Raw genomic sequence first — 16,906 nt, forward strand, 5'->3', positions numbered from 1 at the left:
GCCCCGACCGGGTGAGGGCTACCGGACGCTCTGTGGGAACGATGTGAATCTGGTGTTGTGGCAGGAGCATCAGATTCACATCGTTAGAGCGCCCGACAGTAGGGGCGTGGATCAAGGAGCGGGGCTGGGGTGCGTCCCAGCCGCGCGACGCCGCGTCCCTGTTGCCGGTTGCTCTTAAGATCCCGGACGCGGATCGTGGCCCATGCGCCACCGCAGGCGGGAGCGAGGCGTTAGGCTTGAGGCATGGCATCGGTGTCGCTGTCCAAGGGCGGCAATGTGTCGCTCAGCAAGGTCGCTCCGAACCTCACGGCGGTGACCGTCGGCCTCGGCTGGCAGGTACGCCAGACCTCCGGTGCGGACTACGACCTAGACGCGAGCGCGATCGTCGTCAACGACTGGGGCAAGGTTCTGTCCGACCAGTACTTCGTCTTCTTCAACAACCTGGTGAGCCCTGACGGAGCCGTGAAGCACCTGGGCGACAACCTCGTCGGCGGCGGTGGGGGAGATGACGAGCAGATCACCGTCGAGCTGTTCGCGCTCACCCCACAGGCATCCAAGGTCGTCTTCGCGGTGTCGATCTACGATGCGGAGGCGCGTCGGCAGACATTCGGCCAGGTCCGGGAGGCGTTCATCCGGGTGGTCGACTCGACGGCTGGCACGGAGATCGCCCGTTACGATCTCACTGAGGACGCGTCGACCGAGACGGCAATGATCTTCGGGGAGCTCTACCGGCACTCCAACGAGTGGAAGTTCCGCGCGGTCGGCCAAGGCTACGCCTCCGGTCTGCGGGGGATCGCCCTCGACTTCGGGGTCAACGTCTCCTGACGTATCGGCCATCGCTTCGTGTGTGGCAGGGCATGGAGGCCTATTTTGGATCTTTTGCTCGATCGCGAACCGGCGGGCTGGGCAGAAGATCTAAAACGGGCTCTGAGGAAATCAGCAGCGTAGCCGAGGCTCGAGGCCGGATAGGTCGGAAAAGCGGTCCTGATACGTTGTCTGGAGGTGTTGCAGCAACCGGTCGACGTCCTCGATGTTCGACGCCAGGCCGAGCGACACCCGGATCGAGCCGGCACTGGGAAGCTTAAGCATGTCCAGGTAGTCGTCCAAGGACCGGACGCTGTGTCGGATAGAACCGGTGACGGCTGCCTTGGTGATGTGGAACGCGCCCTCTCCGACCCCAGGATTGCAGAAACAGCCGGTGCGCAGCGAGATGCCGGCAGCCGAGGCGTCTCGGGCCACCGCACGCTCGTCCACGACGTTGCCATTCGGATCCAGCAGGTTGAAGGCGATTGTTCCGCCCCGGTCGCGGGATTCGGTCGGCCCGTATATCCGTACCATCGGCGCGCCACTACTATGACATAGTGCAACAAGCCGGTCGAGCAGCCAGCCGGTGAGGCAGGCGACCCTGGTATGGATCAGGTCGATTCCGATGTTCCTGATCCAGGACAGGCCGATCTCGATGTCCGGGATGGCGAGAAAGTTGAGGGTGCCGTCCTCAAACGCGCTCTCGTCCTCGGTCAGTGTGTGCCAGCCGCCCTGCACGCTGACAGCCTGAATCGTCCCACCGGAAAACCACGGTCTGCGTAACCGCACCAACGCATCCCGCCGGGCGATGAGGCATCCCACGCCGGTCGGGAAGCCGAAGACCTTGTACCAGCTCACCGGTATGAAATCGGGGTGGACCGCGGACAGGTCAAGCCGATTGGTCGGAACATAGGCGGCTACATCGAGCAATACATCGTAGCCATACTCGTGGGCGGTGTCCACCCAGTGTAACGGATGTTGGACTCCGGTGAAGTTGCTCTGCGCGGGAAATGCGAACAGCCCACGGTCGTGCGTCGAGTGGCTGCCGGGGTCCCGCCAAAGGGCACCCTGGCCACCTGCCTCGGCCCAGGACCGGCCTATTCGGCGTTGTGCCGCCCGACGGCGCGGGTGGCCCGCCCACGGAACGGATCCGCTGACCACCATTCGTAGGGCCGCTTCGGTAACCCCCGGCCTCGGCTGCGCCAGTGCGGCCCGAACCGACGCGTCGTCGATCCGAAGATCGGGTGCGGTGACCGGAACGTACTGCGTCACCGCGCCCCGCATGTTCGCGAACTCCCGGATACCGTTGACCGAATTGTGGTTATCGTAGGTCAGGACGAACCGGGTCCGCGCGCCGAACCGATATGATTCGGCTACGAGTCGGCATGCTCCGGTTGCGTTCGGCGTGAAGATCGCAACGTATTCGTCCGGCGAGGCGTTGAAGTACTCCAGCACGGCCCGCCGGGTCTGCTCCACCAGTTCCGTGGTCGCCTTCGACGCCGGGCTGTCCGAATGGGGGTTGCCGAAACAGCGGTTGTGCAGGCGGGCGGCATGCGCGCGCAGTTGCGCGTCGGCGCATACTCCTGCGCCGGTGTAGTCCAGGTAGATTCCGCCGTCCGCATCAAGATGGCTGTACTCGACGGCCCGCAGTTCGTCTAGTCGGGTAGTGGTGGCGTAGTGGGGGTAGGCGGCGAGGAAGGCGGACAGCGACGGGTCGATGTCCGCGCCCGACTGGCCGGCCTGGGCTGGGCCGAGCGGTGCCGTAGTCATGCGGACCGGACCGGGCGTACGCTGAAGCGGGCGTTCAGCACGAGGTAAGTTGCCGCCAGTAACATGGTCGTGAAGCCGCTGAGAATCGCCCAGTCCAGCCAGGCGGCGTGGGTGAATGTCGTGCCGTAGGACGCCAGCAGCGGTGGGCCGAGCGGTGAACCGCCGTGGGCCCACAGGCGTTCCAGCCCGACGCTGTGTCCGAACCCCTCGAATGCCCACCGGTTGGACATGGCGTAGCTGATCGCCTTACCGGCCGGGGCCATCGCGGGGATCGGCAGTATCGCACCGGAGAACAGCACCTGCGGGAAACACAGCATCGGCAGGGCGACGGTGGCCTGTGCCGGGTTGAACACGGCCGCCGAGGTCAGCAGGCCCAGACAGAGCGCGGCGGTCGATGCCAGCAGCAATGTCACCAGCAAGGTTGCGGCCTGCGCCACGCCGAGGGCGGGCAGCCGGTCCAGCGCCCGCAGCAGGCCTATGGTGATCGTGTCGACGGCGACCAGCAGGGGTAGCAGGACGGCGAGCTTCGACAGCACATACGGACCGAGCCGAACGCCGACGAGCCGTTCTCGCCGCAGGATCGCCAACTCCCCACAGATCTGCGGCAGCCCGTAGGTGACACCGAAGAAGAAGCCGCCGAAAGTCACCCAGAAGGCCGTCATCATCGTGGCGCCGGGATCGGGGTTCCCGGCGGTGAAGGCATGCGGCCGGAACAACACGACGAACATCAGTAGGATCATCACCGGCGAGCCGAGCAGGATGGCCAGCGTGAGCCGGTCCCGGGCGAGAATCTCGACGTTGCGTCGGGTCAGTAGGTGCCACTGGCGAACCGCACCTGGCGGTTGTCCCGCCGAGCCACTGGAAGGTTTGTCTGTCCCACCGGCCGAGAATGAGTGTGGCGTCGGGGAACTCGGCACATGTTCCTGGTCGCGGGCAAACCGTCGGCCCCAGGTTTGCGGAGTGTCCTCATAGGCAAGCCGGCCGTAGACCTCCTCGATCGTGGCCGTCCCGAAGTAGTGGCACGCCCGGTCTACCGGCCCGGCAAAAGCCAGATTGCCGTCCTGGGCCATGAAGACGACTGAATCGCACACACGCAGGTCGGAGACGTTGTGGGTGGCCAGCACGACCGTGGTACCACCGTCTGCCAACCGTCGCAGCAGCCGCATCAGGTCGGCTGCGGTCGCCGGATCCAGCCCGGATGTCGGCTCGTCGAGAAAGAACACCCGGGGTCTGGTCAGCAGCTCGACTGCGACGCAGGCACGCTTGCGCTCACCGCCGGACAGCGAGCGGACCTCTGCGCTGGCCAGATGGGCAAGACCGAGCTCGCCCAGGACATGTCGTACGGCGTCCGTGAGATGGCGCGGTGAGGAGTCCGCGGGCAGCCGCAATCGGGCGGCGTGCCAGAGCGTCCGCTCGAGCGAAAGCGTTCGGTGAATGATGTCATCCTGCGGTACGTAGCCCAGGGACGACCGGAACAGCGCCGGATTCGTGTGCCGGTCGACGCCGTCATATCGGACCACGCCTTCAACCGGTGCGCGTAGTCCCGCCATCGTCTCCAGCAGCATGGTCTTCCCGGCGCCGCTCGAACCGACGATGGCGACCAGCTCACCCGGTGCGACCCGGAAGGTAACGTCTCGCAGCGTCTGCCGTCCGGGTCGCCGGCCCAACCGTTGGCCAACCCCGGCGACGTCAACGCTGAGCCCGGGACGTCGGACCCCACTCGTCACGCTGGCCGCGGTCACCTGATCCAGCGTGGTGAGCGGCACCGTCCACACCCGTGCGGCAGTGAGCGTGCAGGCGGTGCAGCCGTGTCGGCGCGGTTCATCGGGTGTGGCATTGCCCGGTTCGCCGGTGGCGGCGTCATCCTGTCGCGGTGCCGCGAGGCCGATCACATTGCCGGGGACGTCCCAGCGGCCGGAGACGAGAATGAACAGGTGGCGGACGGGGTCACCCGCGCGGCACACCGTCGCGTCGGCGGGGAGATCGAGCGGGCGCATCGCATCGGCCAGATCGCGCAGCGCCGCCTGGGACAGTCCGCGAAGTATTCGTACTTCGCGGAGCGATCTTAATCGTGTGCCCAGCTCACGCCAGGCATCGTCGGTGCCATCGGGCGGCAGGCTGGGGCTGCCTTCGCCGGTCGATAGCTGAAGATCGGTTGCGTCCATCTGGCGCTCACCTCGCTAGGAACCCTCGGTTGATCTTATTGCATGATAACCTCACAAGAAGAACATAAGCTATGAAATTTAATATATCTACCTCATCTCCTAAATAGGACAGAATATGACTTACTTGCGGGCTATTTTCTGGATCATCGCCTGCATCGGCCAACATCCATCAGGCACGCCCTAGGCCCAATGCCGGGCGCGATCGTCGTCGGCTATGAAGCGCGACGGCCAGATTCGCTTCGCTGAGCAACGACCATGATGCGGATGGTAAGGGTATTGGCATCCACCTGGTAGAGGATCCGCCAAGCCGGGCCGGTCGCCTCCCACATGGTGGACCGCGCCTGGGATAGGGGAGTTCCAGCCTTCCGCGGGTCGTTGCGCAGCGGGCCGTTGAGGAAGCGGCGGATCTCGCCGGCCGTTTTGTCCGGTAGTCGTTGCAGGTCGCGCTCGGCCGACGCTGAGACGGTTACCTCATGTCGGGTGCTCATGCTGCTCCGCCGCCTGTGGGCGCCCCGGGTCGGAAGGTCTGCATCGGGCAAATCCGGTTGTTCACATCGTGATCGTAGAAGTCTTTGTTGTCAGCTGTCGGAAGTTCCGGTGGCCAGCTGGGCGCCTCTCCGGCTCCGGGCTCCTCGGCCGATTGGCGGCGGGCGGCGCGCACCCGGGTGATCTGTTGCCAGCCGAACGCCGCAGCCGGGGGGAACAGCACCAGCGTGGGCAGCATGTACCGGTAGTCGAAGCACACGGTTGCCGATGGGACGACGAGCAGGGCTGTTCCCGCGGCCACCAGCAGTGCACAGTCGGCTCGGATCCGCCGCCGTTCGTCGTGCTCTGCGCGCGACGAACGTCGGGGCGCCTTGCGGAACACCGCGGCGACACCGAGGGCCACCATCGCGCCCAACGCCGGCCCGGGGGTGTAGCCATGGCGCTGGTAGACCCGCAGAACCGCGGCCGGCGTCGGGGACACGGCACGGGCGACCAGCTCACCGTCGAAGGTCGCGAGGGGCGCGTTGATGTTCCAGTACAAGGGCACCGGGTAGGCGGGGAACCCCCAGGTGCCGACGGGCCAGTCACGCCGACCCACCCACCGCCCGGGCGCGAAGTAGTGGGCCACTTCGCCGGTCACCATCCGCGTGTAGTCCGCCGGTTGGTGTTCGATCACCTGGTGGGCGAAGTCGGTCATCGCGGCCTTTTTCGCGGCGTCGGGGAGAGCGACGGTGAAGCGCGGGCTGTTGCGGTTCCACACGTAGTAGTTCGGGCCGGGTCGCTCGCTCGGCGGGTGCGCAGAACACAGCTGCCGTGCCGCCGGAGTGAGGTCGAGACGTGCGCAGTCGGCAATCGGCGCGACCCGGCCGTAGAGCCAGTAGGCGTCACCGCCGCTCAGGGCATAGGAGCCGTGCACCGAATGGAACCAGAACGCATACCCGAGCAGCGGTGCGGCCAGGGTCCCGGCGAACGCGACGGACCGCGACCACCCGAACCGTCGGGCTATGAGGTAGGCCAGCGCCAGGATCCCGAGGACGACACCCACCGTGCGGACGAGCGCGGCGAGCGCCAGCGCGCCGCCGGCGAGCCCGCAGGCCCACAGCGGCGGTTCCCGATCCCACAACAGGGCGACGAGCCCGGCGACAAGCAGCGCGTCGAACAGCGTTTCCGCCATGACGAAATGCTCGATGTTCACCTGATAGGCGTCGAGGAGAACCGGTGCTGCCGCCAGCGCCGCGATCGTGGGCGCGACGCCGCGGTGCGTCAGAAGTGCATAGACGGCAAGCCCGAGCCCCAGACCAAGAGCGTGTTGGACGGCGGGCACCACCCACAGCTCGCCGGTAACGGACAATGCGTGCAGCGCCACCGGATAGCCCGCGGGCCGCACCGTGTCCGGGCTGAGGTACCGGGCCAGCTGGAGGTAGGCGTAGGAGTCGCCGGCGAACTCGAATGCAGGGCGGTAGGCGGCCATCGCCAGCACCCGCAATGCGCTGGCCAGGACAATCAGAACGATTATCAGCCGGTGCCGACGCAGGCGGGCCGGGCGTATCAGGCTCGTCGACCGTAGCCGGTTCATCGCCATCTGTATGGGTCGGTCGGCAGCGATGGGGTTGACGGTCGGTACCTCAGCATCTTCATCGACATGAACCGCTCTGTACGGACCCGGCCGGGTCTCTCGTGAGGCCGGCGGGCAACGGGCCGGGTACCGGGCTGCAATGAGTCCAGGAAAAGGTATCGAAGGTGCTTTCCCGTCATCGGGTGGGATCAATATATTCGGTGTCTGTCACCGGGTGGTTCCACCGTGTTGGTCGACGGTAGTAGTGGTCGCAACCAAGAAGCGGTCGGCTACGAAGCGCGTCGAGCCGTGGCTGCGGCGCTCTAAACCGTGCCCGGACCGCAACCGCGTCCACATGCGAACTGTGTCCAGGGCCCTTCCGGTGGGCATTGATCCGCGCGATCGAAGATCCATCGCATAGGCCCTAGATGGGAACCATGTCTACTGCGAAGGAAGGTAGGTCGATGTGACGTCCGTTACCTGGGGGCGTAATCTTCTGTGACTGTGCGAGCAACAACGGTTTCTGGAGATCCATCGACAAGGACGTCGGCGAGTTCACAGGTACCCACCGCGTCTTCGCTACCCGGCCTGGCGGGCTGTCCTCACTCCCCGCCCTGCCCGCCCGCCGCCGGTCCCGACCGGGATGCGGCGCGGGTGACGATCCGGCACTGCGACCAGGGATGGAGCCTGCTGTGCAACGGTGTGATCTTGTTTGACGACACTGGTGAGATTTTGCCGACGGGGAGGATCATCGAACCGCGGCGGGGGCTTCCGAGCCTGGTGAGTACCGCGGCCGCGGCGGTCGTGACGCGCCACCAGACGGCCCTGCCGACGCCGCGTGGCCGGACCACCTGACGTGCCGACCTGGCGCGCCGACCTGGCGTGACCGCGTGACGCGATCTGCCATCCGCGGAGTCTCGCCATCCGACGAGCACTGATCGTTGATGGGGCACGGCTGCTGGTTTCCGCCGTTTCCGCCGTGGACCGGGCCGTCTTCGTCCGTCTTGCCGGTACGCGTCCGCTCCTCGACCCGATTCTGCAGGGCCTGTCCCGGGCGGGCGACCACGGTCTGCTGTGGTGGGGGACAGCGGTGGCTCTCGGCGTCAGCAGGGGACGGCGCAGGCGCGGGGCAGTGCGGGGCATGGTGGCCCTGGGGCTTGCCAGCGCGACCGCGAACGGGCCGGCCAAGATGGTGTTCCGCCGGGACCGGCCTGATCGTCACGGCATACCGCTGCGCCGCCGACTCCGCCGGGACCTGACGACTTTCTCGTTTCCCTCCGGGCATGCCGCATCTGCGGCCGCCTTCGCGACCGCGGTCGCGATGGACGCACCCGTCGCGGCGATCCCGGTCGGGATCATCGCCACAGGCGTGGCGTTCTCGCGGGTCTATGTCGGTGTCCACTACCCGAGTGACGTGCTGGCGGGTGTCGCCATCGGGGTATCCGCCGCCCTCGTGACCAGCAAGATCATGCCCAGGCGGCCCTACCGTCCGGTGCGGGCACGCCCGGCGTCGACGCGGGTGCCGGCGCTACGGCCAGCTGAGGTTTACCACGAACGCGGCTAGTCTGGTGATCTACCAGGAGGAAGACCTCGGCCGGTCTGCCGCCGCTCGCCGCCGTGGCGGTTCTGGAGCGGGACAAGCGTGTGCAGCGGCGCCGTCAGGTTGGCCGCTGTATCGGGGTCGAGGATGTCCTGGACGAGCAGCGCGCAGGCGAGGTCCGCGCACAGTTCCATGACACGCTGGTCCGCATCGGCATCCTCAAGATTGATCATTTTGCGGCAGGACGGACACAGGCGCCAGAACCCCTCGGCTGCGCTACGCCGAACCAGGGTCCAGACGCGCCGGCGGCCGGTACGCACCGCGCTGTTGAACGCTGCTTCCATGGCGTCCCGATGCTCGATCTCATCGCGGGTGAGCGCGGTGACGAGCAGACCGTCGTAGACCCGCAGGCTGTCGGCGTCGTGGCAGCGGCGTGCCAGTACCGGCAGAGCCGCGAGGACCCGTTTGACCTCGGAGCCGAAGGGACCGAGGTCCGGCTCGTGTCCCCGGCCGCGGGGATAGACCACCCGCCACGATCGCATCAAGGCCGAGTACTCCGACCGGGTGAGAATCGGTTTGGCGTAGGCGGCGGCGATCGCGTCGCGGACCGCTTTGAGCGCGGTCGCGGTGATGCCGGGATCAACCGTCACATAGTCGTCGATGCCCGCGAGGTCGTCGGCATAGATCGCCGAGAGCGCGTCGAAGGCGGCGAGAACCTCGACAACCAGCGGGGCATCCGGCGACAACGCCTTGTCGCGCGCGGCCGCGAGTTGTGGCGTGTTGCGCCAGACTGACGCGAGTTGGCCGAGTTCCGTGTCGCTGGCGTGTACCAGCTGGGTGAGGATCGCGAGAATACCACGCAGGTTCGGGTGGTCCTCCAGTCGGTCGATCCGCCGCGACCGCAGAATCATGGCTGTTTCCCGAGTACGATGCGGGCCATCTCACGGCCTCGCATTCATGCGGTAACGCCAAGTGGCAATCATGTAGCTGGCGGCCGATGACATCTGTTCCGCCGTGCTGTCGGCAGCCGTCACATCGCCTCCTCGCGAGGCACTCGCGTTGCGTCGGGGCCACCTGGCCAAAGGCCCCGAGGGGGTTGGTAGGGGCAAAGGTAACGAGATCATAGCTCTTTCGTCGGGCCCGTGGCCCCCTGGGGTTGTGAGGGCCGACGACGGTGCGATCAATGGGGGCTCGTCCGAGCGTGAAGTGACCTCATGGGCATACTTCTCGCGTCGTCAGAGGCCTTTGGAACCTACTGCTCGGGACCGTCCCGGCTCCGAGGTGAGGGCGATTACGTTGGACGATGGTCTGGCCGGATGTGGGGCTGGCCGGATGTGCATCGTACGCACTCTACGACAACTCGCCCGCTGATCGTAGCCGCACCGATGGTAGCGGACAGGGGCGCGTGGGTAGCAGGAAAGGGAAGGGCGGGACTGTGACTGATATCTCGACGTCGCGAGGAACGGCGATTGCCGTGAGGCGCTCGGAGGGCCGGGCCGTGACCCGAAACCCGTGGCTGGACTCGCGCCACTCGTTCGCGTTCGGTCGCCACTATGATCCCGCCAATACCCATTTCGGCCTTCTGCTGGTCAGCAACGACGACCGTGTCGCTCCTGGTGGCGGCTTTGACGCCCACCCGCACCGGGACATGGAGATCGTGACCTGGGTCCTCGCGGGTGAGCTTGTGCACACCGATTCCACTGGAATCAGCGGTGTGATCCGGCCCGGGGTTGTTCAGCGGATGAGCGCGGGCACCGGGATCCTGCATGCGGAGATGAACGCGGCACCGTGCTCCGGGGTGCACGAATGCTTTCCAGGGGATCCCGGTACGGTTCATTTTATTCAGATGTGGATTATTCCGGACACGTCGGGTATCACCCCCGGTTATGCCCAGATCGATGTGACGGACACGCTGGCGACCGGCAGTCTGGTGGCGATCGCGGGCGGAGCCGGCTCGCAGGCGGCGGTCGACATTCGGCAGAACAATGCAGTCCTGCACGGTGCGCGACTGCCCGGGTCCGGCCGCGTGCAGCTGCCGTCCGCGCCCTGGGTGCACCTGTTCGTCGCGCGCGGCACGGTCACGGTGGAGACCGTCGGCGATCTCGCGGCTGGTGACGCAGCCCGGATCCGAGACTGCGACGGGCTCGCGGTCAGTGCCCCGGCCGGGCCGGCGGAAATTCTGGTCTGGGAGATGCACGCATCTCTTGGCCGGTGAGCCACCACAGGGTGAGGCCGCGACAGCGCCTGCTGCCGGCATCCCGCTACCGCGGGATGCCGGCAGTCACCTCAGGCGGGCATGCGCCCGGCCCTGGGCCCGCAGGGGTCCTACTCGCGCAGCCCGTAACGACGGATTGCATCCTCGACGACGGCCGCCTTGACCGCGCCATGGCGGGCCAGCGCCTCCAGGGTCGCCACCGTGATCGACTGGGCGTCGACGTGGAAGTGGCGCCGCAGCGCCGCCCGGGTGTCGGAGCGGCCGTATCCGTCGGTGCCCAGCGAGGTGTAGTCCTGGGGAATCCACCGTGAGATCTGGTCGGGCACCGCGCGCATCCAGTCGCTTACGGTGATGACCGGTCCAGGTGCCCCTTCCAGGATGCGGGTCACATACGGCTGGCGCTCCACCGAATCCGGATTCAGCAGGTTGTGCTCCTCGCAGGCGAGAGCCTCCCGGCGCAGTTCGTTCCAGGAGGTCACCGACCACACGTCCGTTTCCACGCCGAAGTCGTTCGCGAGAAGCTCCTGCGCGTCCAACGCCCACCGCATCCCGGTACCGCTCGCCAGCAGCTGCGCGCGGTTGGGCACGGTTCCCGACCCGAGGTCTACCGGCGTTCGGGCGGCCAACCCCGTTTGGGTGAACGGTCGGAACAGGTACATCCCGGCGAGAATCTGTGCCGGGTCTATCCCGGCCGGTTCGGCCGGCTGCGGGAAAGGCTCGTTGTAGACGGTCATGTAATAGAAGACGTTTTCGTCGCGCTCGCCGTACATCCGGTCGAGGCCGTCGCGGACGATGTGGGATATCTCGAAGGCGAACGCCGGGTCGTAGGCCACGCAGGCCGGGTTCGTCGACGCGAGCAGCAGCGAATGGCCGTCCTGGTGCTGGAGCCCCTCACCGTTGAGCGTGGTTCGCCCGGCGGTGGCACCGAGCAGGAAACCGCGGCCGAGCTGGTCTCCGAACGCCCACATCTGGTCGCCGGTCCGCTGGAATCCGAACATCGAGTAGAAGACGTACACCGGGATCATATGGACCCCGTGCGTGGCATACGCGGTGCCCGCGGCGATGACCGAGCCCATCGAGCCGGCTTCGTTGATGCCCTCGTGGAGCATCTGGCCGGATTCGGACTCCTGGTAGGAGAGCAGCAGGTCGCGGTCGACGGCCTCGTAACGCTGCCCGTGCGGCGAGTATATCTTCGCGGTCGGGAACATGGCGTCCATGCCGAAGGTGCGGGCTTCGTCCGGAATTACCGGAACGAATCGGGCGCCTATTTCCTTCGTCTTCATCAGATCTTTGAGAAGGCGGACGAAGGCCATGGTCGTCGCCACCGGTTGTTTACCCGAGCCGCGCCGCAGGTCGTCGAAGATTGATTTTGGCGGCTGCGGAAGGGGCCGCGTCCGTACGACCCGCTTGGGCAGCGAGCCGTCCAGTGTGGCCCGCCGTTCCCGCATGTACTGGATTTCGTCCGAATCCAGGCCGGGATGGAAGTACGGCGGCAGGTCCGCCTCCAGCTCGGCGTCGGGAATCTCCAGGTAGAGACGGTCGCGAAACTCCTTCAGCTCACCCTTGCTGAGTTTTTTCATCTGGTGCGTGGCATTGCGGGCCTCGAAGTCCTTGCCCAGCGTCCAGCCCTTGATGGTGTGGGCGAGGATGACCGTGGGCTGGCCGGCATGCTCGGTTGCGGCCTTGTAGGCGGCGTAGAGCTTGCGGTAGTCGTGACCACCACGGGAAAGTTTGCGCAGATCGTCGTCGGAGAGGTCCTTGACCATGCGGCGCAGGCGCGCGTCCGCGCCGAAGAAATGCTCCCGGATGTAGGCTCCGGACGACGTCGTGTAGGTCTGGAACTGGCCGTCCGGCGTCGTGTTCATCCGGTGCACCAGGACTCCGTCGGTGTCCTGGGCGAGCAGCGGGTCCCAGTCGCGGCCCCAGACCACCTTGATGACGTTCCAGCCGGCGCCGCGGAACAGCGACTCCAGTTCCTGCATGATTTTGCCGTTGCCGCGTACCGGGCCGTCGAGACGCTGCAGGTTGCAGTTCACGACGAAGATCAGGTTGTCGAGTTCCTCCCGGGCGGCGATGCCGAGGGCGCCGATCGACTCGGGCTCGTCCATCTCGCCGTCACCCAGGAAGGCCCATACCCGGCTGCGCGACGTGTCCTTGATCCGCCGGTTCAGCAGGTATCGGTTGAACCGGGCCTGATAGATGGCATGGATCGGCCCGAGGCCCATCGAGACGGTCGGGAACTCCCAGAAGTCGGGCATCAGGCGTGGGTGCGGGTATGACGGAAGTCCATCCGCCGCACCCTCCCGGCGGAACGCATCAAGAGCTCCGGTGGTCAGCCGGCCCTCGAGGAAGGCTCTGGCGTAGATTCCCGGGGAGGCATGGCCCTGGACGAAGATCTGGTCACCGGAGTCGCCGCCGGGCCCCGCGGTCAGCTTGTCCTTGCCGCGGAAGAAGTGGTTGAAACCGACCTCGTAGAGTGCGGCACTGGATGCATACGTGGCGATATGACCGCCAACGCCGTATTCCGGACGATTCGCCCGACTCACCATGATTGCCGCATTCCATCGAATATATGCGCGTATGCGCCGTTCGATGTGTTCGTCGCCCGGGAACCACGGTTCCTGCTCCGGTGGAATGGTGTTGATGTAGTCAGTGCTGGTGAGCCCGGGCACACCGACGGCCTTCTCTCGGGCCCGCTCCAGCAGTTTGAGCATGAGGAATCGTGCCCGTCCCCGGCCCTGCTCGTCGATCACCGCATCCAGGGAATCCAGCCATTCGCTGGTTTCGGACGGGTCGATGTCCGGCAACTGGCTGGGAAGCCCGTCGGTGATGACCGAGAACCTCCTGCCGCTGTCCTTCGCCACGCGTTCTCCCTGCCGTCGCTTGGTCGTTGTTCGCATGCTTGGTCGCGGGTGGCTCCCCGTCCATCGTGCTCTGTGTGGGCGGTCTCGTCACCCTCCACCCTCGCCGCCTGGCGATAGGGGCGCGGGTCGGCGGCCGGGGCCGGAAGCGGCATCAGCCGGGCAGAACCGCCTCCGCCACATCGCCGCCGCCGATCTGGCGGGGTCGTGTCGCCGCTGTGCTGGCTTTGTGGAACGGTTGGAGACAATGGAAGGTGCGGACGGTGGGCGGCAGGTGACCACGAAGGGCGGTCCATGGAGACGACGACGGTGTCGGTGCACACCGGCGACGGGGAATGTGTTTGGGATCTCACCGCTGCCGCGCGGCGCTTCGTCACCGGTCGCGGGGATGGGTTGCTGTCCGTGTTCGTCCCACATGCGACCGCCGGCCTCGCCGTCCTTGAGCTCGGTTCGGGCAGCGACGCGGATCTTCTCGCCGCGCTCGCAGACCTGTTGCCCACCGATCGCGCATGGCAGCATGCCCATGGCTCAAAAGGTCACGGAAGGTCACACGTCCTGCCTGCGCTGATCGCACCGTCGTTGACCGTTCCGGTCCTCGATGGCGGCCTGCTACTCGGTACATGGCAGTCGATCGCATTGGTTGATCTCAACGTGGACAATCCCGAGCGCACGGTTCGGCTCTCGTTCCTGTCCGGATGAGACGGCGAGAGCGACACCTTTGTCCACAACTACCGGCGTGGCACTTGCGCTGCCCGGGGGTGCTCCGGTGGACTAGGTCCACGGCGATGCGGGCAGTAGGTGGATCGAGAGACCGCCGTGCTGCCCGGCCGTTGCATGCGGACAGCGTGTCCGTGTGCGGCTGACACGAGCAGGAGGTTGTTGAGGGTGAGTCCGACCGCGGCGAACGCCGAGGGTCAGCGGCGTGCGGAACGTCTGGGTATCACGCCAGGGGTACTGGTTCAGTCGCTCAACGAAGACGATGACATCGCCCGTGATCTTCTAGGTGCTGTCACCTCTGCCAGCGGAACGGAACTCGTCCCGGAGGATTCTGACGATGTGGTCGACGTCGTACTGCTGTGGTGGCGGGACGACGACGGCGACCTTGTGGAGGCACTCATCGACGCGCGCCGCCAGCTGTCCGAGGCTGGGGTGATCTGGCTTCTGACACCGAAGGCCGGCAGGCCTGGGCATGTCGAGCCCAGCGACGTCCTGGAGGCGGTGCCGACAGTCGGCCTGGTGCAGACAAGCACTGTGAGCGTCGCCGCGGAATGGGCCGGAATGCGGCTGGCCGCACCGAAGTCCCAGCGGGTCCGGCACCGGTAGGGCTTCCTGGGTCCCTGGCCGCCAGCTGGGTCCGGTGGCGGCCAGGGCCGGAGGGGGTTTTTGACCGGGGCAGCGCGCAGCGCGGTGGGTCGGGTCAGGCGGGCAAGGGGACCTGCTGCCCTTCGACCGCGGTCGGGTACCGGTCCCAGATGCGGTTGATCTCACTCTGGAGATTCAGCGGCCCGAAACCGAGAAGAAAGATCGTGAACGCGACCCCGGTTCGCAACGGAGGCAGGCCGGCTGATTGTTGTGCCTGGCGTGTGCGTGCACACAACCGCCACACGGCGACGAGCGGCGGAGCGAGAAGGAGGACACCCAGGGTCACCGCGAATACTGAGAGGGTCGGATCGACCACGATTCGTCGGTCATACTCGCTGAGTTCCTTGTTGGTCTTGTAGATCCAGACGATGGTGTATATACCAAGAGTGATCAAAGGTAGGCCGAGCCAGCTGGCGCAGGGGTTGCGGCGCTTGCCGTGGATGCCGGTAGCCGTCGGCTGCGGGTAGCCGCTGGGGACGGCTGTCGCCGAGGTCGGGTATGCGCGGCCGGATCGGGGCGGGCCGTACCCGTTCACGCGTTGAAGCCCGGATGACTGCCGGCCCCGATCGGACTGGCCGTACGGACCGAAGGTCTGCCCGGTCACTGCGTTCCCCTGTTCGGAGTGCCGCCGGTCGCCCGGCCACAGCTGACAACAGTATTGCCCCGGTGGGTCAAGATCGGTCATTGCGCACGGTTCCGTCCGGCGGGGCCTGGTCCGCGTCCATGTCCATGTCCGCATCCGGCCCGATGTCCGCATCCGGTCTGATAGCCGGCATGCCGACCGGGACCGAGGTAGCGGATTTTTACCCGGAGCGATGCAACGAGGCAAATGTTACTGGCCGCGACATCAGGAAACGAGACTCCGGACACATCGGTTCCGCACGATTGCAGTGCCGGCGCAGCCGTCCGGCCTGCCGTAGGGATGCCAACGTTGATCAGGTGGCATGCTGGGTGCGGGTGGCCGACCGCCCTTTCCCAACGTGACGTCGCCTGCAACGTGACACCGCCTTCCGTCGAGAGGATTGACCAGTGGCCGTAGAGGTGGGCACCGCCGCCCCAGACTTCACTCTGCGTGATCAGAACAACGAGGAGGTCACGCTCTCGGAGTTCCGCGGGCGTCGCAACGTCGTGCTCCTGTTCTATCCGCTCACCTTCACCGGGATCTGCCAGGGCGAGCTCTGTGCGGTCCGTGACGACCTCTCCGCGTTCCAGAACGACGACGTGCAGGTGCTCGCGGTCTCGGTCGACTCGCCCTACGCCCACAAGGTGTGGGCCGATCGCGAGGGCTATGACTTTCCGCTCCTCGCCGACTTCTGGCCGCACGGTGAGGTGGCACGCAGCTATGGCGTGCTGGAAGAGAGCAAGGGGTTCGCCGTGCGCGCGACCTTCGTCATCGACAAGGACGGCACTGTGCGCTGGACTGTTGTCAACGGACCAGGTGAAGCACGCGACCATGGTGAATATCTCAAGGCGCTCGCGGCCCTGTAATCCGCTTCGAGGGGGCTGGTTGGCCAAAGGGTGTGCGATTGTAGTTTTTCGCGCACCCGGAGGCCTTGAGGGAGCTGGTTGGCCAAAGGGTGTGCGATTGTGGTTTTTCGCGCACCCGGAGGCTTCGGGGGAACGTGAGGGAGTTAGTGCTTGCACGATGCCGTGTTTTCGTTGTCACATCCGCCAGACCGATCCCGCGCGCGGATCCAGTCCGTGGCGACGGGCGGTAGTCGAAGGTGAACAGGTTCTGTTCTGTCCGCCGTGCCAGCTGGTGACAGGATGGTCGGACATTCTTGACCGGTGCGCTGGCTGCGGCTCCACGCATCTGGCCAAGGCCCTGGGTGCCGTCTCGTGCCGGGACTGCGGCCGGGAGGTCTCGCCGGCCTCGGCCGCCGAGGATCTTTCGGTTCCCGATCCGCGGGTGTCGCGGGGGAGCGGACCTGGGCAGCCCGTAGCCGCATCCCCCAGCCTCAGCGACGAGGTTGAGGCCGCCCTCGCACGGGTACTGGGCCGGGCCGTGACCTGAGCGCCGACACCGGCTCGTCTACCTGACTGGGCGGACGTCGCCGTCGGACGTCGCGGGGAACACATGCCGGCGCGGAGTCCGGTCCCACGCCGGTTCCCCACGCCGGTTCCCCACAACGGCGCGATGTTGCGTAC

The 16,906-nt window shown here is 66.4% G+C and carries 15 protein-coding genes; 8 read left to right on the forward strand and 7 right to left on the reverse strand.

Annotated features, from left to right (window positions below):
• The first annotated feature begins 243 nt into the window (after nucleotides 1-243).
• Nucleotides 244-825: a TerD family protein gene (locus tag U9980_RS08420; protein ID WP_322767419.1), complete on the forward strand. Its 582-nt coding sequence runs from the start codon at nucleotides 244-246 to the stop codon at nucleotides 823-825.
• A 111-nt stretch (nucleotides 826-936) separates the two neighbouring features.
• Here U9980_RS08420 and U9980_RS08425 read toward each other — a convergent pair whose 3' ends face one another.
• From U9980_RS08425 to U9980_RS08440, 4 genes are all read right to left on the reverse strand, one after another.
• Nucleotides 937-2,574, reverse strand: a complete 1,638-nt coding sequence (locus U9980_RS08425) for an aminotransferase class V-fold PLP-dependent enzyme (protein ID WP_322767420.1) — start codon at nucleotides 2,572-2,574, stop codon at nucleotides 937-939.
• A complete protein-coding gene (locus U9980_RS08430; protein ID WP_322767421.1) occupies nucleotides 2,571-4,739 on the reverse strand; it encodes an ATP-binding cassette domain-containing protein in 2,169 nt (722 codons plus the stop codon). Before U9980_RS08430 ends, U9980_RS08425 begins: the two co-directional genes overlap by 4 nt.
• A 212-nt stretch (nucleotides 4,740-4,951) precedes the next feature.
• Nucleotides 4,952-5,227: a type II toxin-antitoxin system RelE family toxin gene (locus U9980_RS08435; protein ID WP_322750350.1), complete on the reverse strand. Its 276-nt coding sequence runs from the start codon at nucleotides 5,225-5,227 to the stop codon at nucleotides 4,952-4,954.
• Nucleotides 5,224-6,807: a hypothetical protein gene (locus U9980_RS08440; protein WP_322767422.1), complete on the reverse strand. Its 1,584-nt coding sequence runs from the start codon at nucleotides 6,805-6,807 to the stop codon at nucleotides 5,224-5,226. Before U9980_RS08440 ends, U9980_RS08435 begins: the two co-directional genes overlap by 4 nt.
• A gap of 477 nt (nucleotides 6,808-7,284) precedes the next feature.
• Here U9980_RS08440 and U9980_RS08445 point away from each other — a divergent pair, with 477 nt between their 5' ends.
• Nucleotides 7,285-7,635 (forward strand): DUF5999 family protein, encoded by a 351-nt coding sequence (locus U9980_RS08445; protein ID WP_322767428.1) that lies wholly within the window; start codon nucleotides 7,285-7,287, stop codon nucleotides 7,633-7,635.
• A gap of 124 nt (nucleotides 7,636-7,759) precedes the next feature.
• On the forward strand, nucleotides 7,760-8,344 hold the full coding sequence (locus U9980_RS08450) for a phosphatase PAP2 family protein (RefSeq protein ID WP_322767423.1): 585 nt from the start codon (nucleotides 7,760-7,762) through the stop codon (nucleotides 8,342-8,344).
• On the opposite strand, the gene U9980_RS08455 is transcribed toward U9980_RS08450, so the two are convergent.
• A complete protein-coding gene (locus U9980_RS08455) occupies nucleotides 8,341-9,231 on the reverse strand; it encodes a hypothetical protein (RefSeq protein ID WP_322750359.1) in 891 nt (296 codons plus the stop codon). The genes U9980_RS08450 and U9980_RS08455 overlap by 4 nt on opposite strands.
• A 524-nt stretch (nucleotides 9,232-9,755) precedes the next feature.
• Here U9980_RS08455 and U9980_RS08460 point away from each other — a divergent pair.
• Entirely contained in the window at nucleotides 9,756-10,535 is a 780-nt protein-coding gene (locus U9980_RS08460; protein WP_416210198.1) for a pirin family protein, read from the forward strand.
• A 110-nt stretch (nucleotides 10,536-10,645) separates the two neighbouring features.
• Here U9980_RS08460 and aceE read toward each other — a convergent pair whose 3' ends face one another.
• The gene (gene aceE, locus U9980_RS08465) at nucleotides 10,646-13,399 is read right to left on the reverse strand and encodes a pyruvate dehydrogenase (acetyl-transferring), homodimeric type (protein WP_322767425.1); all 2,754 of its coding nucleotides are present in this window, start codon (nucleotides 13,397-13,399) and stop codon (nucleotides 10,646-10,648) included.
• 291 nt (nucleotides 13,400-13,690) lie between these two features.
• On the opposite strand from aceE, the gene U9980_RS08470 reads away from it, so the two are divergent.
• Entirely contained in the window at nucleotides 13,691-14,095 is a 405-nt protein-coding gene (locus tag U9980_RS08470; RefSeq protein WP_322751058.1) for a YjbQ family protein, read from the forward strand.
• 186 nt (nucleotides 14,096-14,281) lie between these two features.
• Complete coding sequence (locus U9980_RS08475) at nucleotides 14,282-14,719, forward strand: DUF3052 domain-containing protein (RefSeq protein WP_322751057.1); 438 nt, start codon at nucleotides 14,282-14,284, stop codon at nucleotides 14,717-14,719.
• Nucleotides 14,720-14,813: 94 nt separating this feature from the next.
• Here the strand turns inward: U9980_RS08475 and U9980_RS08480 are convergent, their stop codons facing one another.
• Nucleotides 14,814-15,443 carry a DUF4234 domain-containing protein gene (locus U9980_RS08480; RefSeq protein WP_322767426.1) on the reverse strand — a complete coding sequence of 210 codons (630 nt, stop codon included), beginning with the start codon at nucleotides 15,441-15,443 and terminating at the stop codon, nucleotides 14,814-14,816.
• A 344-nt stretch (nucleotides 15,444-15,787) separates the two neighbouring features.
• Here U9980_RS08480 and U9980_RS08485 point away from each other — a divergent pair, with 344 nt between their 5' ends.
• Both U9980_RS08485 and U9980_RS08490 read left to right on the forward strand, forming a co-directional pair.
• A complete protein-coding gene (locus tag U9980_RS08485; RefSeq protein ID WP_322751055.1) occupies nucleotides 15,788-16,246 on the forward strand; it encodes a peroxiredoxin in 459 nt (152 codons plus the stop codon).
• A gap of 271 nt (nucleotides 16,247-16,517) precedes the next feature.
• Nucleotides 16,518-16,772 (forward strand): hypothetical protein, encoded by a 255-nt coding sequence (locus tag U9980_RS08490; protein ID WP_322767427.1) that lies wholly within the window; start codon nucleotides 16,518-16,520, stop codon nucleotides 16,770-16,772.
• Nucleotides 16,773-16,906: the final 134 nt, after the last annotated feature.

Origin of the sequence: Protofrankia sp. Cr1, from assembly GCF_963555865.1 — a bacterium.
Lineage (GTDB): Bacteria > Actinomycetota > Actinomycetes > Frankiales > Frankiaceae > Protofrankia.